Origin of the sequence: Sphingomonas sp. CFBP 8760, assembly GCF_014841615.1 — a bacterium.
In the GTDB taxonomy this organism is placed as follows: Bacteria; Pseudomonadota; Alphaproteobacteria; order Sphingomonadales; family Sphingomonadaceae; genus Sphingomonas.
In genome coordinates this window covers 1-24,638 of sequence record NZ_JACYUG010000005.1, presented here as the reverse complement: position 1 = coordinate 24,638, position 24,638 = coordinate 1, and the positions used below count along the sequence as shown (strand labels likewise).

The following is a 24,638-nucleotide window of genomic DNA, read 5'->3' as shown; positions in this document are numbered from 1 at the left end:
TCCTATCGAAAGGCCCGTTATGCCTGATCGTTTCACCGTCCAGCACCGCGAGGTTGGAATGCTGCGCATCTATTTGAAGCCGTCTGACAAGGTCGGCCCACGTCGCTTCTGGGGTGCGAAACCTTTCTATCGCGAGCTGATCCGCACCGCGAAGGCGGACGGCATCATCAACGCCGTCGCGCAGAACATGCATTACGGCTTCAGCAATCGCGGCCCGGCGGCATTCAACCGTTCCGATCCTGAAGCTGACTGGCAGGAAAGTCCCCACTTCCTGCCATCCGGGAACGATCGCCCTGTCCCAAATCACCATCGATTGTGAGACGTTCGCCGGCGCTTAGCATACGCTGGCGAAGCGTTCCTGCGATGACCCTTGGTAGTTCTGACATCGACCGCGATCGATCGGCATTTCCGAGCGGCGGCCCTGGCACCGCTTTCTGCTCCAGCGCCTAAGATCGTCGCCCAAAGCAGGCCTTAGTGCTAGTCATCGCCGAAGCCGCGATTGCGGCTTCGGGGGCAGGAATGAAAACGGGGGCGATGTGCATCTAAAAACGCTCAAGCTGTGGAAATTTCGGGGGTTTGCCAGTTCAAACTACAATCATGAGGTCATTGATGGACCTCACCCTGTAATCGTCGACATGGCGGTCGATACGACTGTCTTCATCGGCCGAAATGGCGCGGGCAAGAGCGCCATGCTTCAAGCACTGTTGCGTCTCTTCGGCGAGACCCGAGACGAGCGCAAGATCCAGCCGGCTGACTTTTTCGTCGAGCCTGGCGAGCGACTTGAAAGCGTTGCCAAACGTGAGCTGTTCCTGGAAGTCGAGATTGCGTTTCCAGAGCTAGACGGGGGCGACGCAGACGCCGAGCGCACGGTACCCTCAGCCTTCCGCCATATGATTGTGACCAGCCCCGGTGCGGCGCCGTTTGCGCGGCTGCGTCTCGAAGCCACGTGGGAGCTCGGCGGGACGCTCGACGGTGTGATCGAGGAGAAGCTCTTCTGGATCCTGACGCCTGACGATGTTCCGACCGGCGAAGGTAGCGCCTTGGTGAAGCGCAAGGTTTCGGCGAGCGAACGCAGCCACATCGTTGTGCGCTACATACCGGCATCGCGCGATGTGACCGCGCTCACCCAGCTTACAGTGAAGAGCCTAGGGCGCAGCCTCATGAACGCTGTGGTTTGGCAGAACAAGGACGAGATCGCCGAACTCGTCGCCAAGGCCGCCGAGAAGCTCGACGCGGAAGGCGCGCTAGCGCGGGTGAACGCTGCTATCAACGCTTGCTGGAGCGAACTCAATACGGCGGAAACCGGCACGACTGCCAAATTGGCGGTGCTCGCGCCTGATCTCCAGCAGATCGTGCGATCTGCCACAATTCAACTCAGCCCGTCGTCGCAAGGCCGGACCATGACGGTCGAGGATCTCAGCGATGGCCAGCGATCACTCTTCCACTTTGCCTTGGTAAAGGCGCTGCTGGACCTCAAGCTTGAGCTCGAGGCGGAGGTCCGCGATGCCAAAACGCCGCCATTCGAAGCGGCTTTTGCTCGCGCTCCCGCGCTGACGGTGTTCGCCTTCGAGGAGCCAGAGAACCATCTGGCGCCGTTTTTCCTGGCGCGCCTGTTGATGCAGCTGAGCGTGCTGACGAAGACTGCCCGTGTGCAAGGCGTGCTCACCAGTCATGCGCCCTCGATCGTGGGACGGATTGAACCCAAGGCGATCCGGCATATTCGCCGGGAAACAAAGACCGGCCTGTCAACGGTCTGCGCCCTTGCTCTTCCGGAGGATGGTACCGAAGCGGCGAAGTTCGTCCGCGAGGCGGTACGAGCGCACCCAGAAATCTACTTCGCGCGCCACGCTATTTTCGGCGAAGGTGCGTCCGAGGAGATCGTGCTGCCCTGGCTCGCCGAGAAGATTGGCGTGCCCATGGATCGCTCATTCGTCGCGATCGTGCCCGTCGGTGGCCGTCATATCCAGCATTTCTGGCGTTTGGTCGAACAGCTTGGCATCCCCCACTCCACCCTCCTCGACCTCGATCTGGGGCGAAGCAGTGGTGATTATGTGCAGTTCAGCTCGGTTGCAAAGGCGCTCACGTCTGGCGGACACCCGCGCAGTGCGGAGCAGCAGAAATGGCTCGATGCCGCCATTGAGCTCAAGCGTCCCCCGGCCTGGGGTGAGGGGAGTGCGACAGATAAATTCCTCCAGGATTGGATGGCTTGGCTCGAGCAGTTCGGCGTTTTCTTCTCCGCGCCACTCGACCTCGACATGCTGATGGTTGAGGCTTTTCCGGACGCCTATAAGACGTTGCCGGATCGTGCGACCGGGCCTCGTGGCGCCGATGACGCGGACGTGATCGCCAAGGCGGCTAAGGAGGTGGTCGGAGCCGACGGCTTTGGCGTTGCACCTTATGAAGCCGACAAGAACTGGCCGCTCTTCTCGTGGTACAAATATCTGTTCCTTGGGAGCCGCGGCAAGCCCGCCGCGCATCTGTTCGCGTTGGCGACCCTCGAAGCCGATGAAGATGCCGATATTCAGCCGGAGATCCCAAAGGTCCTTGCGCGCCTCGTCGCGCATGTGAAAGCCTCTCTTGAAGCACCGATCGCATGATCAAGCCCGATGATTGGAAGCCGATCGAAGTTGCAGCGCTTGAGCCGGCGGCACTCGGTGCCGTGACGGCCACGGGAAGCACGCTGGTGGTTGCGGGGCCTGGGACCGGCAAGACTGAGCTTCTCGGCCAGCGTGCCGCTTTCCTGCTCCAGACGGGGCGTTGTGCCTACCCGCGGCGCATCCTGGCAATCAGCTTCAAGCGCGATGCCGCCAGCAACCTGCGGGAACGGGTCGAGAAGCGCTGCGGCCGGGCGCTCGCCCGCCAGCTCGATTCCTATACCTTCGACGCGTTCGCCAAACAGCTTCTCGACCGCTTCTGGCGCGCGCTTCCCAACCACCTGGCGCTCTCCGGTATGTACAAGATCGGCCGCGCGCAGCCGCCGCGGCAGGGCTACGGACAGTTTCAGTTGTCGGTCGTCGACGCCTTGAAGACTGCCTCCGGGTCTGTCGGCTGGGCAGCCCAGATGTTGGGGGGGCAGCCTCAGGAGCACGCCGTCCATGCGGTTGGCTTCGACGAGTATAGCCGGGGCGTGCAGGCGCTTTGTCTCGAGCCGCTTACAGCCTCATCAACGGCAGCTTTTCTCCAACTCGTGGCACTGCGCGAGGGCCTGATCGCAAGCCCGCCTTCGCTGACGTTCCCACAGATCGGCATCCTTGCAGCGGCTGCGATCACGGCCAATCCCATGATCCGCACCGCGCTGCGCGCGACCTACAGCCATGTCTTTCTCGACGAGTTCCAGGATACCACATCGGTTCAATATGCCTTGGTGGCGGCGATGTTTGAGGGTTCCGAGACGGTCTTGACCGCCGTTGGCGACACAAAGCAGCGTATCATGGGCTGGGCGGGCGCCCGTCAGGACGTGTTCGAGGCTTTTGAGCAGGACTTCCTTAGCGTCGCGTCCGCTCACGGGCGGCTCAGTCTCACCAAAAACTATCGAAGCAACGAGCGAATCGTCGCGATCCTGAACATCCTCAAAGCTCGCCTGGCGCCGGAGGAACCGGACTTCGTGGCGGTGCGCAAGGCACCCGACCTTCCCGACGAGGAAATCTGTTCGGTGCTCGTCGCCGACCACGAAAACGCTGAGGCCGAGGCCGTGGCGAAGCTCGTGGCCGAGGCGATCGCCGACGGGACCGATCCACGAGTGATCGGGTTGCTCGTGCGTCAACGCGCACCCGAGTGGGAGGAGCGCCTGCGCGACGCCTTTGACCGCGAGAGCGTCACCCTTCGCAACGAGGATCGGGACGTCGGCGGCGCCACGATACAGGAGCTGATGACCGAAGCGTATTCTCGCTTCCTGCTTGATCTCCTGGAGTTCTGCTCGCGCAAATATGGTGGCACGCTCTGGAGTGCGGCGATGGACCATTTCGCCGCAGCCGAGGGGATAGAGATCGACGACGACGAGACCGCTGAGCGCGCCTTGGCCACCCGAGTTGATAAGTTCCATACCGAGAACCGGATCGATCCTCGTGTCAAGCCGGAGCCCGACGAGGTACGCGCACGTATTGGAGCGATCGAAGAGTGTGTCGGGCTGGACCGGCTGCGGAGCCTGGCGCCTCAATATGCCACCGGCGACTTTTTCGAAAGCATCAGGAAGGCGAGCGCGGACTTCTTGATCGAATGCGCCGAGGCCACAACGTCGTGGTCCGATGCGATCGATCGATTTCGTGGCATCGGGCAGGTTCCCCTCTTGACCATCACCAAGAGCAAGGGCCTCGAATATGACCTTGTGGTGCTGCTTGGGCTGAATGACGACCAGTGGTGGAGCTTCGACAGGAACACCGATGAGGGTCACTCCGTGTTCTTCGTCGCCGCATCGCGGGCACGGGAACGACTTCTGATGACCCGCACAAGCAGGGACCGGAACCGAAAGATCGAGGAAATCTTCGATCTGTTACGCGCGGCAAACGTTCCCGAGCGCCGCGTGTGAGTGCGAAGCTTGGAACCTCAGCGACGAAGCGAGGGTGCATCAGTCGCCCGTGACGTTTGCGCTGATGAGCACCTGCTCCGGGGCAGGAAGATGCCGATACAGCGTAGGAACGGAGACACCGATCGCCGGCGCTATTTCGCGCATCGGCATGCCCGACGCCAAAAGCTTGCGCGCCGCCTCGAGCCGCTTGGGTGTCATCACCGTCTTGCGGCCGCCCACCCTTCCCTCGCGACGTGCCACCATCAGCGCGGCTGTTGTACGCTCACGGTTCAGGTCCCGCTCCATTTCCGCCATCGCCGCCATGATATGGAAAACGAGCTTGCCGGCCGTACCGGCGGTGTCGATCCCATCGGTGAGCGACCGGAAGCCGATGCTGCGCTCGGCCAATTCAGCGGCTAGGTCCACGAGTCCCTTCATCGTTCGGCCCAGACGATCGAGCTTCCAAACGATTAGTACATCCCCCGCTCGGGCGTGCGACAAGGCGTCAGCCAAGCCGATCCGGTTTGCCTTGGCACCGCTGGCCTTGTCGCTGAACGTCCGATCGCAGCCCGCCTCGCGCAAGGCGTCGAGCTGGGGCGTCAAATCCTGTTCGGGTGTCGAGACCCGTGCATAGCCAATCAGCATTAAGCGTTCTCAAAACTCATCTCGTGTACTTAGCACGAGCACCAGCAATCGAGAATGTGTTTTGATACGCCGGTGACCCCTGCTAGACCTTCTCACATGGCGGCGCTTCAAAATCGATCGTTTGTGAGGCCGGCCGCGAAGACCCGATAGGTGTCATCGATGTGCCATGGGCATGATACAGCATCATCGTTGAAGCTCCCGGCCGACAATCTCCATAAGTTGACAGAAGCTCGATCGCGTCCGTTCACAGCCTTTACCGCTTAGGCCCATTGTGCCATTTCTCTTCACATGCCATAGTTCGACCTGTGATCGATCGGCGAGGAAATGGCAGTGGCTACACAGACCATAGATATCAAAGTGGCGAGCAATGGTCGCATGGTGCTTCCGGCATCAGTTCGAAAGGCTATGGGGTTGCACGGTGATGCCAAGGTCATCCTAACGGTCGAGGACGATCAGGTCCGCCTGTCGCCAATCGGCCATGGCGTATCGCGGGCACAAGCGCTGTATCGCGAGCATGCCAAACATGGGCGCACGACCGAAGACTTCTTGGACGACCGGAGGGTCGAAGCCGCCATTGAGCACGGTGAGGTTGCATCGGGTGGAGATGAGCGAGGCGCACAATGACGTCCGCAGTTCTCGATGCATCTGCCGTGCTCGCGTTGGTTCGAGACGAACCCGGCGCCAATAAGGTCGCTACCCACATCGGACGTGCAGCTATATCGGCAGTCAATCTTCAGGAGGTTATCAAAGAGCTGCTTGTCAGCGGCCTTGACGAACCCCTCATCCGCGAACTGCTCGACGAACTACGGCTAGATGTTCGTGCCCATAATGTCGACGCAGCCTACGCCGCTGCCGCTTTGCACGAACAAACGCGCCAATTTGGCCGTGGTCTTGGTGACCGATCCTGCCTTGCACTGGCGCTCCAGCTCGGCGTCCCTGCTCTCACTGCAGATCGCGAGTGGAAGAAGGTGAAGGTCAAGAGCCTGAAGCTCGAGCACATCCGCTAGCCGCAGCCTACTTCTGCCTCGATCAGCGTCGCTAACTTCGTGCTTTCGACGACGGTAGTTCCTTTCGCTGAAACGGACGGTTGGCACTAGGACTGCCTCGCGTTCGGGAAAGCCCCTGCCCCGCACCTGATACAAGTCTGGCGAACCGTCTGGTCGTTCTTAGGCATACCCTATAGGCACCAGCCCCTGACTGGTCCCTTATGGTGCGTTTGAGGGCTTAAAAAGGACCGCGCAAATACGGACCACCCATAAAGGACCAAAACGTGCAGGACGACATGCCCCCCCCCCCCCTGTCGTCAAACACCTGACAGTTACCGATAAACGCAAGTCCAAAAGGAGGACGCACGGTGAGCTGATTTCCATCCACGATTGGGTGGGCTAATCCGCGATCACAACCATCAAATCGTGGACCGGAGCGCCCACCGGGCGGATATAGGCGGCATAGTCGAGCATGTCAGCATTATCACCGCAAGCTGCTCGCCCAGTGTACCCGACTGCAAAGAACACAACTTCGTCAAAATTGCCCCTTTTCGTCGGTGCCGGGCGTTACCGATCAGCCTTTCGTGCTTGCTGCTCGTAGAGCGCCCAAGCTTCTTCGATGACGACCCCCTGGGTCACGCCACGGCGTTGCGCCTCTTCCGCAATCCCTTCAGCAACGTCAGGAAGCACCTTTGCATGGATCTGACCAGTTCGTGGGCTCGGTCGTCGCCCGCCCCTTCTTGCACCGGGCTCCCTTGGAAAAAAGCCATGCTCTTCGCCTGCTGCATCGGCTGCTGCGACAGAGCGATTGTCCGCTGGCTTACTTTTCGAGCGAAGGCCTTTGATGTCAATTTGGAATGGTGCGTTATCAGACATTCTCGCCTCCCTGCATGAGACGGTTTAAAACCGCTTGGGTAAACTTCGCAGCATTCTCACGGGCTGCAACCGCGTTGCCCTGCGCTGGCATAGAATAGAGGTCGCCCCCAAACTCAAAGAGCGCCGAGAAAGCCGATCGCTCGAGGAGATCCGGCTCGATGACGTCAACACCACTCTCTTTAAGCGATGCGACGATCCCCGAATGCTGCTTCGAGCGGATTGTCTTCGTCATCGTGAAGGCAATCGCCAACGGAATATCCCGGCCAAGAGCTTCTTCTTCTTCGGCTATGAGCCTGATCGTTCTGGCGCCTACTGTCGCGTCCAGGGTTGTCGCTCGCATTGGGGTGATGACAAGGTCCGCTTGGGAGATGGCTCGTGACATCAGCCTCGATGCCACCCCTTCGAGGTCGACAACGACAATATGCTGGTCCCGGTCATACTGCTTGATGGTCTTGATGATCGTCGATTCTGATACGTCTGCGATCACTTCGATGCGTTCAGGAAGCGTTCCGCGGGACGCCCAAAGGCTCACCGACCTGTTTGGGTCGCAGTCAAGAAGGGTTACCGGAACGCCGGCATGCGCAAGCTCGGTTGCGAGGATGACCGCCGTTGTACTCTTCCCAGCTCCACCCTTAGGCGATGCGATAGCAATCGTCGGCATGATGAACGCCTCCTATGACGTTTGATACTAATCCGGTTTTCTGACGAACCGGATTGGCCGTCATACCTATGGCTTACCTGGTCTGTATCAGAACCAGATTGCTTCGCCAACCCGGTCGCCACGCAAACCGGGTTGCCTAATTAATCTGGTTAAGTTTGTAATCTGGTTAGTTAATTAACCTGATTTTCATAACAATCTGATTATTTTTTATATCAGGTAGACTTTTCTACCTGGTTCATGAATTTATTCGGTATTCATGGCAACCGGGTGTATCTACCAATCCGGTACGAGCAATGACCTATTTGAGGGGAGCATATCGTGGCTTGGGGATCGAGATCCGTATTAAGAGTTTTAGCATAAAACGTGGCGAGCAAATACCAATCCGGTAGGTATTTTAACCGGGTTACACTTCTAATCAGATAGGTTTTTGCTTGGCACTGACTGAAGGATCGGCGTCACGTCAAACTTCATCGCTGAGCGGCATATGACCGTTTCCGTTGAGGGGAGATGCGACAATATTTGGTTTCGACACGCTATTTGACTACCCCGATGCGCTACACCTTAAAGGCGTTAACCCTACGAAGAGCAATGCGGTCGCCAGCAAGCCTGCCAGCGCCTTGCCATCTCCCAAAATGCGCCCAGCTAAGCCGCATCTTGCCGTCTGAAATGTGCGGTGATAGCCGTTTTCAGGCTGAGTGCGCCGTCAACCAGCAGCAGCGATCCGATGATGAACAGCAGGATCGTCACCCCCTTTGCGAACGTCCGAGGTCCATCTCGGAAACCGCGAAAGAGAGCACCAGAGGCATCGTCACGGCACCGTAGACAGAGCCCACCAAATCGATGACGTTGCACAGCTGGTAAAGCCTAGGGCGTCTTATCAATCTGACCAAAGTTAGCGGTCGCCTACACAAACGACAGGGTTCGATTGTCCAGAACGGTGGTAGATGCTCCAACACACCCGCATAGCATAGGCAACGGACGCCGGGGTAAGGGATGAAGGTCGAGTCCCTGCTCATATACGAACCGGAGGCTACCTCAGAGCTATTGGATGCCGCCATACTCAGCCCCTTCCTCACCCCATATGACGTCGCCGCCAGTCACGCCAAGGGCAGGGGCAGGGGCAGGGGCAGGGGCAGGGGCAGGGGCAGGGGCAGGGGGGTCGCCCCTGAAGCAGGCGCGTCGCAATGGATCATCGGCTCATCGCGGCAAAGCATCTGCTTTGCTGCGTCAATGATCGGCCAGTTTCCCAGTTGGTGGCATGGATTGTTATGCCTGTCGCGAAAACCGCATTGCACCGCAATCGGCTCCCCCGACAGGTGCGGGACGACGGACGTACTGCCATCGTCCACGGTCTCTGCTGGAGCGAAAAAATTGGTTTGCGTCAACATCGCGGTGGCCTGTCAGTTAGAGGGGAGGGGCCATTCCGGCGTCTCGCTCCCCCTCTTCCCCCCTCTTCTTTAGTTCCTTGGAATGCCCGCTGTCGCAGCCGAGGGTGCAGTTGCAGTGACCGCCCGTAGTGGGAATGTTGCCGAACAAGTTTTGCGGAGGTTCCGCGTCGTTCATCTCAGCGCCTCCGGGCTGGTAAGTTTCGGCCGCGTATGNGGGGCAAGTCCAGTCACATACGAATGGTGCTTGAATCAGCACAAGTTTATATGCGGTGTTTTAGGTAATCCTAAAGCCCTTAAGTAAATCTTTGATCGACCAGCATTGGTTGTCGGTGTCCGACTAATCCCTTCGTCTCCCTAAAAGCAGCCTTTCTGCAATCCACCAGCTCGTGCCGTTCCGAGGCTCCCGAGCTGGGCACATCACCCGAAACCCGACGGACTGCTATCGGGCAGGAAAGCGGCCTGACGGGAAGCGCCCATAAGCAGACATAGGTGCCACAACACGGCGATGCGTTCTGCTGTCTTAGTGCGATTAAAATTGATCCGTTGTACCGCTCATGACCTTACGCAATGATTCGCTCGGGTCACCAGACGGAGAAAACATGTCTCTCAAACTGTCAGCGTTGTGCGGGTTAATTCTGCTATTAGCCACACCAAGCCACGCCCAGAACGGATTGGAGGAAATATACAAGGTAACCGAAGCCGGGGCATGGCTAGGGGGCTCGATCGATCAAGCCGTGACTTTCTCAACAGCGCGAGATACGCTCAATCCAAAACGCTGGATCGTCGAGCGCATTAAAAAGGACATCGACACCTGTGCATTCCGTAACTCGCAAGACGGGTGTGCCCCAACCGAGATAGTCAGGCATGATTGGATCGATAGCGATCAATGCCCGGCGCTAGTCTCTGCGCTTGAGCGCCTATCACGAATTTCGATTCCGCCGTTCGCCGGGGCGACAAACATTCAATCTTTCTGGGCCAGTCATGCAACTGACTTAAAAATCGAGGGAAGGCCAGTAGCCGTCAAATCACTTAGTAATCCGCTGGTCAACATGACGATAACCCGTATTTCAATCGAAGAACAAATTGGCCCCTTTCACGAGTGGTGGAAGGAAACTGGGGTTGCACTCAAAGCCTGCTGGCAGGAAGATGCACCGAGTTTTGATGGCGCGAGGATAATACAAAGACTGTATATCTTACAATGACCGGTACCGGCGGCAGGAGTGAACGTTCCGTTTGCCACGGCTTCGCGACGTTCGCGAGCGGAGTAGCGGGTCGCCAAAGCTGCCAAGCAGGTAGCGCCCAGATCGCCACGTTATCGATGGCGATGCAGTTTCAGCGAGCAGTCTGATTGCCGCTTATCATGCATAATGCACATGATCTGAGGAAATGACGATGACGATGAATATCGCTTTACTTGCGGCGGTGATTTCACCACCATCCTGTCCTGCGCCCGTCGGCGAACCAATCGCGATCACGTCGACTCCATTGCCTGTCGAAAAGCTGGGCGGCTCTCAGTCCAAAACTACTGCTGATCAGACCGTAGGCCAACTTGATTACAATTGGGGCGTCATGCTGCGGTCGGATGATACCCGCTTTGTCGATCTCCGGTATCATCGTGGCGCAGTCTTCTCCGACTCAAGCGGCTGCTGGTTCACTTGGAACATACCGAATACCTTCAACTTCACCGGTCCAGCGAATGGTCGCATTGGCAAGGCTGCCTTCTACGATTGGGTAGTAGAACATCAAGCTGCCTATTGGCCGCAGATACCGGGCTACCGGTTTATAATTGCCAGCGAAGTGCATACCGGCGGCTATGCCTGGCTTGGCGTATGGAATGCGGAAGGGTCCGCTGAGCGGTCCCAGATCATCGTCTATGACGGCCAGCGCCACACAGTGCTTGCTACCCTGCCGCTGCGCGTCGGCGGAATGATGGTGCTCCCACATCTCCACACTGCTTCTCAATCAATAATCTTAATCGGTGAGGGCAAGCATAAGCATGCCATTCCTTGGATTGACCTGACTTGGTCCGGTAGATAACCTGCCGCGTATCGACAAGTATGGGCATTTAAAACTTTTAGTATGATGCAAAAATAACGATATAACATTGATTGGCGATACCACATAATTAGATATGTCAGTTTATTCGATCAATATCAGCGATTGGATGCTGTTGTGGTGTTGATTTATTACCACGGATACAATTAATCGAGACGATGGGCGGGGTGTGATTTTTGCAACAATAGAGCACGTCAGCAATCCACCTCATCGCGACGCTAGCGATCATTAGACCGAAATGTTGAAAGCGATCTTGCATAAAAGGCCGCACCTTGACATTTTTGGTTAAAAAATTTGACTCGGAAAGTGGCCGGGCTGGAAGCGCCAACCTTCAAACGTTGTCGTAAGGCACAGCATATCTGTAAGCTGCCGGAGCAGCCATCTTTTCCAAGTAGGCCTGCCGGAGAGCTGTTATGCTGAGAACTCGACTTATCTTAGCGTTGAACTGCGTCATGACAAACATAAGCGGTCCCGCGCTTGGGCAATTTGCCCCGCCCAAGCCCGGAGTGTTTGCTCGCGCGGAAGATCAGCAGCGCGCACGCCTGCTGACGACGAGATGCGCCGACGTCGACGTTGGGCGCGGGTGCTATCGCTACGACGGCCGTTTGATACGGGAATACCCCTGTACCTATCACATCCAAACCAACGTGATCGGATCGCTGCCGACCGACCAATGCTACAAAATGGAGATGTCACGCCGCTATCGAGGCGTTTGGGTTGATGAGTTTGAAGGGCAACGATTCATACCAGAAAACACCAGCCCTCCCGAATGGCCACGCACCGATCCAAAATCCCCCGGATGGAGAGAGCGTTTCGAGCAAGCTAGGCTTGCGACTATCTGGTTTAACACCAGTCGCGTGAAATTTGACCAAAGAACCCGTCAGCGCGGGGGGAAATGGTTCATCGAGTTTTTCGGCCGGAAAACCTTGTATTCGGGCGCTTATGGCCATCTCGGAATGTCAGGCCAGGAAATCATTGTTGATCGTGTGATATTGCTGCGGGAATGTCCCAAGACTGGCGTCTGTCGCTAAAAGCGGACAGACAGCTTTCCACCACTTTCGGCCATTGGTCGTCGGCAATCCGGTGCCTTAATTCCTGGTCGTTTGTGCGACACGCTTGGCCATCCCGGTTGCCGCTGATGAGCAGCCGGATCAGGCATCAGCGTCGCTCCGGCGCGGCAGCTTCCGGGAACACCTCATCTGGACTATGACAGGTGACATGGCGCACGAACTCGACGACATCGCGGCACAGATGGAATGCCCGGTTTGCGGGCGTACCTTGAACGTGCAGTACAAGACGCTTCGTCTCGAGAGAACCATCGAATGCCCGGGCTGCGGGGAGACGATCCGGCCCATCGACGATACCCCGATCGGTCGCGTCCAGAAGCTCATCGACGACGACGGCGACTAGGCTGCACCTGGTGCCGGTAACGGCAGCCGATCACTCGCCGTCACATCCCCTTCTTGCATAGGGTTACGCGAAGCCCTCGGCAGCGTGGTTGCGAAACGCCTCTTCGTCGCGGACATAGGCGCTGAGCATTTCGATCGACTTGTGCCGACTGTGTTCCTTCATCTTGAACAGCGTGGCGCCGGTCCGCCCCGCCTCGGTCAGGAATCCGGCGCGAAGGGAATGGCCGGCAAAAAGTGCCGGGTCGTAGCCCACCGCCGCGGCGCGCTTCTTCATCACCAGCGCCACCGACTGCTCGCTGAGCGCGGTGTCCGTCACCCGTCCGTGCGGCGTCAGCCGGCGAAACACCCTCCCCTCGCTGATCCCGGCCGCCTCGATCCAGGCGTGGTAGTGGCGCACCGGCTCGATCCGCCGCCCTTCCAGGATCGCGACCGACTGCCCGGCCCCGCCCTGGTCGCCCTTGGAGAACGGGATCAAGACCGTCAGCCCGCGCGGATGCGGGGCGATGTCCTCGACCCGGATCCGGACCAGCTCGGAGCGGCGGAACGCGCCCATCATCCCCATCGTCAGCAGCGCCCGATCGCGTAGCTCCAAAATAGTGTCGCCGGTGATCCCGCGGATGATGTCGCGCAGCACGTCGGCGTCGGCGGGGCGCTTGTTCCCGGGTTTGTCCGCGCGCTTGGCCCTGCGGATCCCGCGCATCATCGTGGTGAGGGTCGCGGCGCCGGTCTGGGTGGTGGGCGGCTCGAGGCCGGCCGCGCGGTGGACGAACACGATCGCGGCCAGCCGGCGCTCGATCGAGGCCTTGGACAGTGGCCGCCCCGCGGAGAAGGCGGTGCCGATCTCGGCGATCTCGGCGAGGTGAGCGCCGGTTACTTCTGGCGTCGCCGGCAGCGGCCGGTACCCACGCGCGGCGCACCAGGCCGTGAACAGCCGCCAGTCCGATCGGTAGGCGCGTATCGTCGACGCGGCCGAGGCGCGCGCGACATACGCCTGCACCCGCGCGTCATCCTCCGGCGTGATCCCTGTCAGCAGCGGTTGTTCCGCAGCCTGCGCGACCGGGATCAGCACAACCGCCTTGTCCCCTGCCCCGCCCGCATCCTCCCCTTCCGCGTCGCCCATCACGCCTCGTCGTTGGAGCCGACTGGCTTGTTGAAGCTCACTCGGTACGGCTTGCCGTCACCGCGCGGGAAGTGCGCCAGCACGACATCGATCGGACCCACGCCAATGTCGGCGCCGCCAGCTTCGGTGACGACCTCGATGGCGGCGTCGATCGCATCGCGCAGTTCGGTCAGCGAGGTGACCGGCCAGCGACGGATAACATGGCCGGTTTCGCCGCGCATCGCTGCTTCAAGCAACCGGTCGATGGCCTTTTCCATACCGGGCCGGGGCCGCTCAGTCGCGGTCGGGGCCGGTGAAGTTCGAAGCCGTGGACGGCCGCGCCAGCGGACAGTCGATGGCAGCGGCCCGTTGGCGTCGTCAGTGATGATTTCCGCCTTGGTCATGCTCGGATCGGCCCTTTCTCACATGCTGACGCTTTAACGTTTCGTAGTAGCATGAATAAACCTTATCGCTACCACGCAGGTGCAGCGTCCCGAAACGATGATGCTCACCCATTCTGCGCCGTTTTTGACCGGGGCGTGAGTTGATGTCCCCCCCCCCCGCCCCTCCGATCAAGCTAGGCCGCGGCGATCGGCGATCGTCCATGTTTCTCGAATAGCATGTTCAACGCCTCGGCCATCAGCTTCACCTGATCTGTCTCCAGTTCGATAGCCAGCATCGCAAGCTGCTTCCTAACGGCTGGGTCGAAATATCCCGCAATGTTCACCTTTCCAGATCGTCCGCCAGGCTTTGTCTCGCCCGCTGGCTCCGTAGATCCTACCACATGGACGGTAGCCGGCGATGCGGGCGCAAGCGGTGTCGCGACCTTCCCTCCAAGCCGCTCCAGATTCCCCAGCCCTGCTGCGAACCCGACCTTTTTCGTCATGCCACCTTCTCCGCCTTACGAGTGCGCCTGTGCACAGGTGCGCCTATGCGCTTGTCCAGTTGTGCGGCAACCCATCGGTGAAAAGCCGCGACTTCGCTTGCGGCTTTTCCCTGAGGTTCCACCTCCTGTGCCGCTTCCCCCGATATCATGCAGCGACTGAACGCGACCCGATCACCGAAACGGGCATCTGCCACCTCGAGGCCAAAGCTCGTTGTGATGGTGTCGGCGGCTTCCTGACCGCCTGAACCCTGGTGCGGGACGCTATTCAGAATCGCGAAGGCCGACTTGCCTACCATCCGAAGCAACTCCACGGTCTTCGACATCGCCCGCAGGTCCATGATGGTCGGCTGGCAAGGAACCAGGACTAGGTCGGCCGCTCTAGCCGCCTCCAGCGCAGTGCTTTCGCTGTGCGGCGCGGTATCGAGGATGACGATATCCGTTCCGATCGCGCGCGCCTCCTCAAGCACCTTGGCCAATCGCGTGGGTTGGATCGACAGGACAGCCGGTGCTTCTTTTTCTCGGTGGTCCTTCCACTCCGTTGCGCTCGCCTGCGGATCGAGATCCAGCAATAGCGTGTTGCGTCCCTCTGCGGCGAACGCGGTTGCCAGATGAATGGCAAGAGTCGTTTTTCCTACGCCGCCTTTTTGTGCAATCAAAGCAACAGTTTGCATGGCAACGCCTCCAGTTTGTAGTGTCAGCCGTTGGTGCACAATCGCTACGGTGCGCCAGCGCGCAGACACACATGTGCATCTGCGCGCTCATGCGGTATCGTGCAAGCGCAATTGTGCGCTGTTGCGCGTGTCCGGTATCGCATAGGTGCACGAATGCGCCTGTTCGTTAGTGCATGGACGCATCCGTGCGCTCATGCGCTGGTGCGCCAGTGCGCCAGTGCGCCAGTGCGGAAACGCGCTTATGCGCTTGTTCGCTTATGCGCTTGTGCGCTTATGCGCTTGTGCGCCACAGCGATAGCGTGAAAAAAGATCGCCCGCCATTGTGCACCTGTGCACAAAAGTAGAGGTGAGAGCTGATGTATGCATTGGGTTAAAGGGTGAGCCCGACCAGGACCAGACCGAAGGCCGTCATACCTGCTGCCGCCTTGCCGCCGCCGATAAGTTTCGCGATCCCCCCGCGGCGAACGACGCTCCATGTACGATCAATGCGCGTGCCGAAGCCCAACACCCCATCAACCAAAAGCAGCGATCCGAATACGAAAAGCAAGATGGTAACAATTTTGGCGAACGTTCGAGCGTTCATCTCGGACAGGATGAAAGCGGTGATTAGATCCAAGGTCGATAGACCGTAGATCGCACCACCTACGTCGAGCAGGCTGTGAAGACGATACGTCCGAGGCCTTCCAAGAAACCAGACGAGTGTCAGCGGTCGCCTGCACACACGGCAGGGCTTGATGGTCCAGAGCCGAGGCAGCTGCTCCACCTTGCTCGCACAGCATGGACAACGAACCCCGGTGTAAGGGGTCTGGGTCGAGTCCCCGCTTAAATGCGGGCCGAAGGTCGTCTCAGAACTACCGAACGTCGGCATACTCGGCCTCTTCTTCAGCCCATATGACGTCGTCGCCGGCGATGCCATGATCCGGGGCAGGGGGGTCGCCTTTGAAGCAGGCCGGGTCACAGTGGACCATCGGCCGATTGCGACAAGCCATTTGCTTACCGTCCGTCATCACAGGCCAATTACCAAGACGCCGACATGGACCGTTATGCAGATCGCGAAACCCGCAAGGTATCGCAATCGGAGCGGGCGTTGCATCCGCTACAACCGCCTCACATTCAGCGACGACTTCACCGGTGATCTCGTCAGCCGGGCTGAACAGGTTTGATTGTGTCATCATGGCGTTGGCTCGTCAGGTGGAGGGAAGGGGGGCTTCCAGCATTTCAGCCTTCCGCCACACCACTTCCCTTTCTCCACTTTAATGCCGTGCGGGGACTACTACAGTTGCTGCCGGCACCGCGGGCGCTGGCATCGGTGCGGGCGCTGGCGCTGGCGTTGCGGCAACAGCCGTGAGCCGGGTCTGTGCCTGCGTTGTCAGCTTCCTGAAGGCGTCGAGCATCGCGAGCGATGTAATTTTGCCCATGTCAGTCGATGTGCAGTTTCCACCCAGCGCACCGATGCCGGCATTGGTCAGGATCCCGCCACCTAGGATCGAGAGGTCCTTTTTGCGGGCTGAGCCTGTCGCGACAGCTTGCTGGATGCCGGTCTTGACCTCGACCAGCGTCAGCATGGTCTGGCTCGCCTTGACCTTCTGCTTGAAGCCAAGGCCGCCCGGGAACATCGAGCCGAGACCACCACCGCTGCCACCGGAGTCATTGTTGGAATAGACGACCTTGGCCTGCAGCAGGTAGTCGGCCGCCTTCAAGGTTGCCTGGTTGTTGGCACCTGCGACCGAGCCGCCGGCAGCGAGCTGGCGCTCACGCTGGAGAGCATCGAAGCCCTCGCCCCTGTCTACGATCTGGAAGCAGCCGCTCTGCGACACCAGCATTTTCAAGAGGGGCAGGGGGTCCACTCGCTGTCCGCCACCGTTTTGCGCTTCGGCCATCCGGATCAGCGCCGCCATGCCGGCGGGCAGTCCGTCAGTCGGGCTCGCAGCGCTGCGCTCCTCAACCAGGGCGATCGTGCCGAGCGGTCGATCGCAACGCGCCACCTCCGTCGTTTCGTCAATGCCGATGCCACCCTTGCCGAGCTTCTGGGCAGCTGCCGGTGAGGCAGTCAACGCGATGACCCCAAGGGCCGTGATGATCTTCTGCATGGTGATGTCTCCCTGTTTAAGCGTGTGATTTGTGCGGGTTTAAGAAGCTGGTCGCGGAGTTCATCGCAGTGCCTCCGGACCAGTGAGCTTTGGTCGCGTATGCAGGTTTCCGTTCGGTCGCCTGTTTAGGTCGATCGAGTGGATCGTCCGTGGCTCGAACCGCATTGCCGCGACAACGGTGTTGGTCGTGGTCGACGATCCGAAATAGTCGGTCAGGCCGTGCCACTTGTCGCCCTCGACGATCAGCATGCGATACTTCCCCGGCGGTATGGCGGTCGTAACATCGTCGTCGCCCCTGACGTAAACCGAGATGACGTGCTCGTTGGTTTTCCACTTGTAGAGTTGCACGACGGCATTGGCGTTGTTGGTAGTGACGTGGAGTCTGGATGTTGCGGTTTTTGGATCGACGCTGTTGTTGACCGTTACCGTGCCGGACGACGGAAACCGTATCTCGGCAGCGCGGTCAGGAAACCAACCGGATCGCTTGGCCTCGCGGTAGGCGGGTATCAGGATCGGCACCGCCCATAGCAGCATGATCCACTTCTGCGCCGGATGTGTCCGAACCCGGCGCTTGGGCCGATACCGGTCATGGCGGTGCTGAAAGCGGCGACTGGCTGCCTCGAACCAGCTACCGCCACCCCCGCCATTGCCACCGATCCAGCTCGCGCTACCCAGCGGCACGGCCTTGCCGTGTTTGTCGTGCGGCTGCTCTACCCTAGACTTGCGATCGTTCCAGAATGTCCCGCCCGTGGCCTTGCCCTGACGCTCCCGGTAGCGATCGCGCATGTAGTCGCGGTCATCGATGCCCATGCGCGACCCCCGCGGTTTCCTGCGCCCGCCGGTTGACGGCGCGTTGGTGGAGGACCCCGNTCGCCCTCGACGATCTGCATGCGATACTTCCCCGGCGGTATGGCGGTCGTAACATCGTCGTCGCCCCTGACGTAAACCGAGATGACGTGCTCGTTGGTTTTCCACTTGTAGAGTTGCACGACGGCATTGGCGTTGTTGGTCGTGACATGCAGTCTGGATGTTGCAGTTTTTGGATCGACGCCGTTGTTGACCGTCACCGTGCCGGACGACGGATACCGTATCTCGGCAACGCGGTCAGGAAACCAACCCGATCGCTTGGCCTCGCGATAGGCGGGGATCAGGATCGGCACCACCCATAGCAGCATGATCCACTTCTTCGCCGGATGTGTCCGAACCCGGCGCTTGGGCCGATGCCGGTCATGGCGATGTTGGAACCGGCGACCGGCTGCCTCGAACCAGCCACCACCACCACCGCCGCCATTGCCACCGATCCAGCTCGCGCTACCCAGCGGCACGGCCTTCCCGTGTTTGTCGTGCGGCTGCTCTACCCTGGACTTGCGATCGTTCCAGAACGTCGAGCCGGTGGCCTTTGCCTGACGCTCCCGGTAGCGATCGCGCATGTAGTCGCGGTCATCGATGCCCATGCGCGACCCCCGCGGTTTCCTGCGCCCGCCGGTTGACGGCGCGTTGGTGGAGGACCCCGAGCTGCTGCGCGAAATCGACGATGACGAATGAGAACTCGTCGGCGACGTTTTGCTCGGCCGCGCAGGTCGGCGCGATCGAGGCGGCCGCCAGCACCAGGTGTGCAGCGGCGATCGGATGCGCCTGCATCAGGTGGAAGGACTGTGTCCGGAAGCNATTGGCGTTGTTGGTCGTGACATGCAGTCTGGATGTTGCAGTTTTTGGATCGACGCCGTTGTTGACCGTCACCGTGCCGGACGACGGATACCGTATCTCGGCAACGCGGTCAGGAAACCAACCCGATCGCTTGGCCTCGCGATAGGCGGGGATCAGGATCGGCACCACCCATAGCAGCATGATCCACTTCTTCGCCGGATGTGTCCGAACCCGGCGCTTGGGCCGATGCCGGTCATGGCGATGTTGGAACCGGCGACCGGCTGCCTCGAACCAGCCACCACCACCACCGCCGCCATTGCCACCGATCCAGCTCGCGCTACCCAGCGGCACGGCCTTCCCGTGTTTGTCGTGCGGCTGCTCTACCCTGGACTTGCGATCGTTCCAGAACGTCGAGCCGGTGGCCTTTGCCTGACGCTCCCGGTAGCGATCGCGCATGTAGTCGCGGTCATCGATGCCCATGCGCGACCCCCGCGGTTTCCTGCGCCCGCCGGTTGACGGCGCGTTGGTGGAGGACCCCGTGCTGCTGCGCGAAATCGACGATGACGAAAGAGAACTCGTCGGCGACGTCTTGCTCGGCCGCGCAGGTCGGCGCGATCGAGGCGGCCGCCAGCACCAGGTGTGCAGCGGCGATCGGATGCGCCTGCATCAGGTGGAAGGACTGTGTCCGGAAGCTGTCCGCCAGGTCACCGACGGTCATTGCAACAAGTGCCTCTGCCTCCGTCACCAGTGGCCCGATCCTAACCTGCTCCATGATTATTCCCCCCGGCTTGTGGTTTGGCTTGCGTAGATGGCGGCGTGAACGTCGTGCCCTGGCCGTGCCATTGGGCGGCGATCATTGCGCAGCCGATCGCCCACAGCGCCGCAAAGACGGCGACCCCGCCGGCGAGCCACAGCGCCAGCATGATCCCTCGTCGATGGCGGTTTGGCGGGTCAGACGCTGGCGAGGGATCGACCGTCGCCTCCCAGATGACCCCATCGGTCGGCGCGGCATCCAAGTGAGTGGTACGGCCGCGCGGTCTGGGCGAGTCTCGCATATAGTCGCGATCAGCCAGCGCCATGTGCCGCCTCCGGCTGTTGCCCGCATGGCGACGCCAACCATTTATCCTCGAAAGCACGAAGACGGCCGCGCATCTGATCGCGATGCGCATCCGCTTCGTCGGCGATTTCTGGACGGGAGTGNATTGCGCAGCCGATCACCCACATCGCCGCGAAGACGGCGATCCCGCCGGCAAGCCAGAGAGCCAGCACGATCGCCCGGCGGTGGAGGAATGGCGGTTCAGCGGCTGGCGAGGGATCAATCGTCGCCTCCCAGATGACCCCATCGGTCGGCGCGGCATCCAAGCGAGTGGTACGGCCGCGCGGTCTGGGCGGGTCTCGCATATAGTCGCGATCAGCCAGGGCCATGTGCTGCCTCCGGCTGTTGCCCGCATGGCGACGCCAACCATTTATCCTCGAAAGCACGAAGACGGCCGCGCATCTGATCGCGATGCGCATCCGCTTCGTCGGCGATTTCTGGACGGGAGTGGTCCAATTTCGTCATCGACTGCCCTCCGGGGTGCCAAGGATGCTGCCAAGGCCGTCACAATGGCTATCGATCGCAAAGGCGATGGCGCGCAGCAGTTCGTCTTGATGCTTCTCGGCAGCTGACATTCCATCGATGGNCAGCAGTTCGTCTTGGTGCTTCTCGGCAGCTGACATTCCATCGATGGCGAGTACCCGGGTTACCGAACAGTCGCGGCGGATACCCTCGGCAGCATTGCGCAAGGGGGCGGTATGACGTTCGATCCCGGCCCGGATCGTCTCGTCATCGAGCAGGTCAGGCCAACCCTGCACGACCTTGTCGAGAATATCGTGGCTCATTTGCGTCATGCGCAGGATCACGTCGGCGAAATCGTTGATTTGCCCGCGCTCCCAGTCAGGAAGATCCCAGCGTTTGAGGTGCTTTAACATCTGCGCCAGGCTGACCTGCTGTTTGTCGAGAAGGGTCATGACCATGTCGATCATTAGCCTTGGCGTCGGGCGTGGNGGCGAAATCGTTGATCTGCTCGCGCTCCCAGTCAGGAAGATCCCAGCGTTTGAGATGCTTCAACATCTGCGCCAGGCTGACCTGCTGTTTGTCGAGAATGGTCATGACCATGTCGATCAGGAGCCTTGGCGTCGGACGGGGCGGATCGGCCGGCACGGGCGAGGCAGGCGGATCGGTCAAGGGAGTGTTGCTCATCATCACATATCCAGACTGAGGTTCTTTTCGGGCAGGCCACGGATCTGTTCGACGTGGCCGGGCATCGCGGGCAGGGCGCTGAGATCGTCGTGTTCACGCGGCGTCAGGCCGAGATCGTCATCCTTGCGATCGGCACGGCCATCACGACGATCGGNCGGCGTCAGGCCGAGTTCGTCATCCTTGCGATCGGCACGGCCGTCACGACGATCGGCATCGTCGCCGTCTTTCATCGATGGCATCTCGCCATCGAGGTTCCTGATATCGGAATAGTCGGTGGTCGACGCGCCCATTGGCGGCAGGTCGGTCATGTCGAGGCTGGCGGGATCGATCAGGATCTTCTCGCTGCCGGCCTGGTCGAGGCTGTCCATCGCTTTCGTGAGGGCATCGTCGGCCGCTTTGCTCTGAACCACAGCGCGATCGATATCCAGACGGCCGAGGCTTTCCAGCGAGGAGGTCTTGTCGCCGGGGTTCCTGTCCAGCTGCATCTCCAGCTTCTGCTGGTTATCGACGACCATGGTCAGGTCGAAGCGGATGCGGGTGACGCCGACGTTGAACAGCCGCTGGTTCGACAGGTTACGTTCCCAGCTTTGCATGACCGTGATGGCTTTGTTGACGGTGATGCCCTGCGCCATGTGCATGTTGAGCGCGTAGGCGAGGTCCATCCGCTGCATCATCTTGTCGTTGTGTTCGAGCGTGACCTGGTCCTTGTTGGCCAGCTCGACCGTGACCTTGCCGCCCTCGATGCCGGTGATCGTCGCCAGCGAGGCGTTGTAGATGCCGCGGTCCTTGTCGTTGTCGGTCCAGCGGATGCGGTCACCTTCATGAATCTGGATCGTCTCGACGGTCGCAAGCGACATCCGATCCTTGTCGATCATCGGATCGATCCGCTGGGGATTGAACCGGATCGTCTTGCCGTTCTGGACGATCTCAACCCGGCCGTTCGCGAGGGTCCGCTTCACCTCGGCAACCCCGCGTTCGAGACCGACATCCGTCATGCGGCCCTTGATCTCGAGGCGCTGGCCCTTGTCGTAGGTCCTGGCGTAGCGCAGGTCCTCGCGCTCGACGTTCACGTTCTGGATGACGGCGATGTATAACCCGTCCCCCTTGAGGGTGCCTTCCGCCTTCAGGCCCTTCTGCACCTCCTCGTTGATTGTGGCGCGGGTCTCGCGGCCGGACGCGAAGATGGCCGTCTCGGCCCGTTCCGCCGGCGACAGCGCCAGCCATAGCTCGGAGGCGTGCTTGGATGGCTCCTGGTGTTCGACGACCTTGTCGCCAAGCACCTTCATGGCCTGGCCCGCCTTGCCGACGTTGGCGAGCGCCGCGACGGTGCGCAGCTGGTCGGTCTGCTGGCGCAGGTTATCATCCATGCGGGCCATGCCGATCCTGGCCGCCTGCATCATCGCAAAGGCCTTGCCGGCATCGATCGGCAGGAGCTGCTGGCGATCGCCGATCAGCGCGATCTTCTCGATGCCGAGTCCTTCCGCGATCGTCAGCATTTTGAGCATGTCGCGGTTCGACACCATCGAGGTCTCGTCGACGACGATGACCGTGTCCTTCAACTCCGCGCGGCGTGCCTGTGCTTCGGGAGTGTTGGGGTTGGTGACGTGCTTGGCATTATGCCAGATGAAGTGCGCGATCGTCTCCGCCTGGACCCCAGAGGCCTGCATCTGGTCGACCGACATTTCGCGGTTGGGAATGGCGTCGGGTCGCGCCATGCCTTCCTTCATGTCGGCGACCATCTTGTTCTGGAAAGCGAGGCCCAGCACCGACTTGCCTTCGGACTCGACGACGCGGGCGACGGCCTGCAGCATGGTCGACTTGCCGGCGCCGGCAATGCCCTGGACGGCGACGATGCGATCCGGGGTGGAGACGATCAGCGTCGCGGCCGCGAGCTGGCCTTCATTCAGCGGGTGAGGGGAGGCGGCCTGTAGCCGGTCCGGCGCAGCGGAAGGCGTGACGATCGGGGTGCCAGCGCCTTTGCCTTCCTCTATCCGGGCAAGGATGGCCTCCTCGGTCCTGAGCGCGTCCGGCGTGGTGACGGCGGCAACGGTCTTACCCTCGACCGTGATCTCGCCGGCGAGGAGCTTGCCCTTCTCGATAAGCTGCTCGACCCTGGCCTCGACATGGTCGATGGTGACGCCCTTCAGGCCGAAGTCGAGCGCCTTCTTGGCGACCTTGTCCTTGTCGAAGGCGGCTTCGCGTTGATCGAGGCTGCGGACCGCAGATGCCACTGCCAGCTGCGCATTTGCCTGGCCGGTGGATTGCGCGAACCGGACGATACCGCGGTCGACCAACGGGTCCGGTGATCGCAGTAACCCAGACACGGTTTCCATCGCGACCTTCACCGCGTCCGCGATCGCATGGTAGCTGCGTTCGAGTGGCGACGTCTCCCGGTCCTTGCTCACCTTCTCGGCAGCGGCCAGCAGATCCTTGCCGGTGAAGCCGAGCGCAGCGGCGCGGTCGATCCAATCTTTCAGGAGACCGTCGCGATCGTCGACCTTCAGCTTGGGATCGCGGGTTCGGGTGGTGACATCGCGCAGCCCCTGCATGCTCTTGATGCCAAGCTTTTCCGCAGTCGCGACGATGTCTGCACGCCGCTGGCTATACTCTTCCAGTACATCCTTCGGGACCCCGACGATCTCGAAGGTGCCGTGTTTCCCGGTCAGCTCGGTCTTGTATCCCAGCTTCTCCAGTTCGGTGCGGAGGAAGGCATGATAGATCGAGCCAATGACGCTGTTATTCGACCAGATTCGGTCGGCGTGGAGGGCATGAAACTTGCCGTCCGGCCCCTTGGTCATGTTGGCGACAATGGCATGGTCGTGGGCCTGCGGATCGAGTGCCCGGCTGGTGTCGTGCTGGAACAGCGCATAGACCAGATTGCCGGTCTTCACCGTCTCGGTCTTGCCGTCCTTGGTAATGCGTGTCTCGGCGAGGTTCTTCTCGATCCAGGCCATGGTTTGCTGGACGGCTTTGGTCTGCGCGCCGTCGGGGCCGAGGATGCGTTTATCCCCGGCGATATAAGCCATCACCGACACCGATTTCGGCGCGGAGAAGGTCAGGTCATAGCCCGGCCGACGCGACTGCCGCTGGTCCATGACCCGCTCGCCAGAGGGCAGTTCGCCGCCCAATACCTTGGCGAAGGTTTCTTGGGAAACCCTCCCCTCGAGGCCAGCCGCAGCCGCGCCTTCGCCGCCCCACATGCTGACCTCGCCGGCCTTCTCGTCAGTGTAATATTCACCGCTGACGAAGTCGTCCTTGGCGAAATATTTGGCGGCGCCCGACGCCGATTTGACGGTCGCGATCGAATGCATCGTCAGTCACCCACACCCAGGCCACCGTCCTCGATTTCATCGGGGAAGGCGTCGCGTGCCTCGCGGGTCGACAAGTCCTCAGCCCGATCCGGCGTCGGCTCCGTAGCCCGCACGGGTCCAGCCTTACCGTGGCGATCATCGTCGTCGCCCGAGCGTTCCGCTTGGCCA

At 60.5% G+C, this 24,638-nt stretch carries 23 protein-coding genes and 1 pseudogene; 9 read left to right on the top strand and 15 right to left on the bottom strand.

The annotated features are described in order from the left end of the window. Positions 1-19: 19 nt before the first annotated feature. From IFT82_RS20805 to IFT82_RS08035, 3 genes are all read left to right on the top strand, one after another. Complete coding sequence (locus tag IFT82_RS20805; RefSeq protein ID WP_235532453.1) at positions 20-319, top strand: DUF190 domain-containing protein; 300 nt, start codon at positions 20-22, stop codon at positions 317-319. A gap of 316 nt (positions 320-635) precedes the next feature. Then, the gene (locus IFT82_RS08040; RefSeq protein ID WP_056025189.1) at positions 636-2,597 is read left to right on the top strand and encodes an ATP-dependent nuclease; all 1,962 of its coding nucleotides are present in this window, start codon (positions 636-638) and stop codon (positions 2,595-2,597) included. Continuing rightward, entirely contained in the window at positions 2,594-4,525 is a 1,932-nt protein-coding gene (locus tag IFT82_RS08035; RefSeq protein ID WP_056025186.1) for a UvrD-helicase domain-containing protein, read from the top strand. The genes IFT82_RS08040 and IFT82_RS08035 overlap by 4 nt, the downstream gene beginning before the upstream one ends. A gap of 39 nt (positions 4,526-4,564) precedes the next feature. On the opposite strand, the gene IFT82_RS08030 is transcribed toward IFT82_RS08035, so the two are convergent. Then, the gene (locus IFT82_RS08030; protein ID WP_056025183.1) at positions 4,565-5,149 is read right to left on the bottom strand and encodes a recombinase family protein; all 585 of its coding nucleotides are present in this window, start codon (positions 5,147-5,149) and stop codon (positions 4,565-4,567) included. A 324-nt stretch (positions 5,150-5,473) separates the two neighbouring features. On the opposite strand from IFT82_RS08030, the gene IFT82_RS08025 reads away from it, so the two are divergent. Beyond that, positions 5,474-5,773: an AbrB/MazE/SpoVT family DNA-binding domain-containing protein gene (locus IFT82_RS08025; protein WP_199860392.1), complete on the top strand. Its 300-nt coding sequence runs from the start codon at positions 5,474-5,476 to the stop codon at positions 5,771-5,773. Continuing rightward, on the top strand, positions 5,770-6,156 hold the full coding sequence (locus IFT82_RS08020; RefSeq protein ID WP_056025177.1) for a type II toxin-antitoxin system VapC family toxin: 387 nt from the start codon (positions 5,770-5,772) through the stop codon (positions 6,154-6,156). The genes IFT82_RS08025 and IFT82_RS08020 overlap by 4 nt, the downstream gene beginning before the upstream one ends. A 546-nt stretch (positions 6,157-6,702) precedes the next feature. Here IFT82_RS08020 and IFT82_RS08015 read toward each other — a convergent pair. Beyond that, positions 6,703-7,011, bottom strand: coding sequence for a chromosome partitioning protein ParB (locus IFT82_RS08015; protein ID WP_192125832.1), 309 nt, complete (start codon positions 7,009-7,011; stop codon positions 6,703-6,705). Next, positions 7,004-7,672, bottom strand: coding sequence for a ParA family protein (locus IFT82_RS08010; protein ID WP_192125831.1), 669 nt, complete (start codon positions 7,670-7,672; stop codon positions 7,004-7,006). The genes IFT82_RS08015 and IFT82_RS08010 overlap by 8 nt, the downstream gene beginning before the upstream one ends. A gap of 1,987 nt (positions 7,673-9,659) precedes the next feature. Between IFT82_RS08010 and IFT82_RS08005 the strand changes: the two genes are divergently transcribed. From IFT82_RS08005 to IFT82_RS07990, 4 genes are all read left to right on the top strand, one after another. After that, positions 9,660-10,262: a hypothetical protein gene (locus IFT82_RS08005; protein WP_192125830.1), complete on the top strand. Its 603-nt coding sequence runs from the start codon at positions 9,660-9,662 to the stop codon at positions 10,260-10,262. Positions 10,263-10,452: 190 nt separating this feature from the next. Beyond that, a complete protein-coding gene (locus IFT82_RS08000; RefSeq protein WP_192125829.1) occupies positions 10,453-11,097 on the top strand; it encodes a hypothetical protein in 645 nt (214 codons plus the stop codon). Between the two features lie 470 nt (positions 11,098-11,567). After that, complete coding sequence (locus IFT82_RS07995; protein WP_192125828.1) at positions 11,568-12,146, top strand: hypothetical protein; 579 nt, start codon at positions 11,568-11,570, stop codon at positions 12,144-12,146. A 187-nt stretch (positions 12,147-12,333) separates the two neighbouring features. Continuing rightward, positions 12,334-12,525: a hypothetical protein gene (locus IFT82_RS07990; RefSeq protein WP_192125827.1), complete on the top strand. Its 192-nt coding sequence runs from the start codon at positions 12,334-12,336 to the stop codon at positions 12,523-12,525. A 63-nt stretch (positions 12,526-12,588) separates the two neighbouring features. Here IFT82_RS07990 and IFT82_RS07985 read toward each other — a convergent pair whose 3' ends face one another. From IFT82_RS07985 to mobF, 12 genes and pseudogenes are all read right to left on the bottom strand, one after another. Further along, positions 12,589-13,593, bottom strand: a complete 1,005-nt coding sequence (locus tag IFT82_RS07985; protein ID WP_342355074.1) for a tyrosine-type recombinase/integrase — start codon at positions 13,591-13,593, stop codon at positions 12,589-12,591. Positions 13,594-13,643: 50 nt separating this feature from the next. Next, entirely contained in the window at positions 13,644-13,865 is a 222-nt protein-coding gene (locus tag IFT82_RS20555; RefSeq protein ID WP_207105754.1) for a hypothetical protein, read from the bottom strand. A 335-nt stretch (positions 13,866-14,200) separates the two neighbouring features. Continuing rightward, positions 14,201-14,509 (bottom strand): ribbon-helix-helix domain-containing protein, encoded by a 309-nt coding sequence (locus IFT82_RS07975; RefSeq protein WP_192125825.1) that lies wholly within the window; start codon positions 14,507-14,509, stop codon positions 14,201-14,203. Further along, entirely contained in the window at positions 14,506-15,180 is a 675-nt protein-coding gene (gene parA, locus IFT82_RS07970; RefSeq protein ID WP_192125824.1) for a ParA family partition ATPase, read from the bottom strand. Before parA ends, IFT82_RS07975 begins: the two co-directional genes overlap by 4 nt. Positions 15,181-15,550: 370 nt before the next feature. Beyond that, positions 15,551-15,943, bottom strand: a complete 393-nt coding sequence (locus tag IFT82_RS20550) for a hypothetical protein (protein ID WP_207105753.1) — start codon at positions 15,941-15,943, stop codon at positions 15,551-15,553. Positions 15,944-16,433: 490 nt separating this feature from the next. Continuing rightward, positions 16,434-17,270, bottom strand: coding sequence for a CsgG/HfaB family protein (locus IFT82_RS07960; protein WP_192125822.1), 837 nt, complete (start codon positions 17,268-17,270; stop codon positions 16,434-16,436). Between the two features lie 60 nt (positions 17,271-17,330). Beyond that, the gene (locus IFT82_RS07955; protein WP_192125821.1) at positions 17,331-18,080 is read right to left on the bottom strand and encodes a hypothetical protein; all 750 of its coding nucleotides are present in this window, start codon (positions 18,078-18,080) and stop codon (positions 17,331-17,333) included. Between the two features lie 858 nt (positions 18,081-18,938). After that, a pseudogene (locus tag IFT82_RS07945) lies at positions 18,939-19,397 on the bottom strand (hypothetical protein); the annotation flags it as partial. After that, complete coding sequence (locus IFT82_RS07940; protein WP_192125818.1) at positions 19,384-19,635, bottom strand: hypothetical protein; 252 nt, start codon at positions 19,633-19,635, stop codon at positions 19,384-19,386. The gene IFT82_RS07940 and the pseudogene IFT82_RS07945, both read right to left, overlap by 14 nt. Before the next feature lie 965 nt (positions 19,636-20,600). Beyond that, positions 20,601-20,927 (bottom strand): hypothetical protein (locus IFT82_RS07925; RefSeq protein WP_207105752.1); only part of this gene is annotated, 327 nt, incomplete at its 3' end. Positions 20,928-20,964: 37 nt separating this feature from the next. Then, positions 20,965-21,144: hypothetical protein (locus tag IFT82_RS20545; RefSeq protein WP_207105751.1), on the bottom strand; the 180-nt coding region annotated here is incomplete at its 3' end. Positions 21,145-21,314: 170 nt separating this feature from the next. After that, the coding region (mobF, locus tag IFT82_RS07915) for a MobF family relaxase (protein ID WP_244646598.1) at positions 21,315-24,470 on the bottom strand (3,156 nt) is incomplete at its 3' end. Positions 24,471-24,638: the final 168 nt, after the last annotated feature.

Coding starts and splice junctions, on each gene's coding strand:
- IFT82_RS20805 (WP_235532453.1), top strand. CDS start 20: ATGCCTGATCGTTTCACCGTCCAGCACCGCGAGGTTGGAATGCTGCGC.
- IFT82_RS08040 (WP_056025189.1), top strand. CDS start 636: ATGGCGGTCGATACGACTGTCTTCATCGGCCGAAATGGCGCGGGCAAG.
- IFT82_RS08035 (WP_056025186.1), top strand. CDS start 2,594: ATGATCAAGCCCGATGATTGGAAGCCGATCGAAGTTGCAGCGCTTGAG.
- IFT82_RS08030 (WP_056025183.1), bottom strand. CDS start 5,149: ATGCTGATTGGCTATGCACGGGTCTCGACACCCGAACAGGATTTGACG.
- IFT82_RS08025 (WP_199860392.1), top strand. CDS start 5,474: ATGGCAGTGGCTACACAGACCATAGATATCAAAGTGGCGAGCAATGGT.
- IFT82_RS08020 (WP_056025177.1), top strand. CDS start 5,770: ATGACGTCCGCAGTTCTCGATGCATCTGCCGTGCTCGCGTTGGTTCGA.
- IFT82_RS08015 (WP_192125832.1), bottom strand. CDS start 7,011: ATGTCTGATAACGCACCATTCCAAATTGACATCAAAGGCCTTCGCTCG.
- IFT82_RS08010 (WP_192125831.1), bottom strand. CDS start 7,672: ATGCCGACGATTGCTATCGCATCGCCTAAGGGTGGAGCTGGGAAGAGT.
- IFT82_RS08005 (WP_192125830.1), top strand. CDS start 9,660: ATGTCTCTCAAACTGTCAGCGTTGTGCGGGTTAATTCTGCTATTAGCC.
- IFT82_RS08000 (WP_192125829.1), top strand. CDS start 10,453: ATGACGATGAATATCGCTTTACTTGCGGCGGTGATTTCACCACCATCC.
- IFT82_RS07995 (WP_192125828.1), top strand. CDS start 11,568: ATGACAAACATAAGCGGTCCCGCGCTTGGGCAATTTGCCCCGCCCAAG.
- IFT82_RS07990 (WP_192125827.1), top strand. CDS start 12,334: ATGGCGCACGAACTCGACGACATCGCGGCACAGATGGAATGCCCGGTT.
- IFT82_RS20555 (WP_207105754.1), bottom strand. CDS start 13,865: ATGCGCGGCGAAACCGGCCATGTTATCCGTCGCTGGCCGGTCACCTCG.
- IFT82_RS07975 (WP_192125825.1), bottom strand. CDS start 14,509: ATGACGAAAAAGGTCGGGTTCGCAGCAGGGCTGGGGAATCTGGAGCGG.
- parA (WP_192125824.1), bottom strand. CDS start 15,180: ATGCAAACTGTTGCTTTGATTGCACAAAAAGGCGGCGTAGGAAAAACG.
- IFT82_RS07960 (WP_192125822.1), bottom strand. CDS start 17,270: ATGCAGAAGATCATCACGGCCCTTGGGGTCATCGCGTTGACTGCCTCA.
- IFT82_RS07955 (WP_192125821.1), bottom strand. CDS start 18,080: ATGGGCATCGATGACCGCGACTACATGCGCGATCGCTACCGGGAGCGT.
- IFT82_RS07940 (WP_192125818.1), bottom strand. CDS start 19,635: ATGACCGTCGGTGACCTGGCGGACAGCTTCCGGACACAGTCCTTCCAC.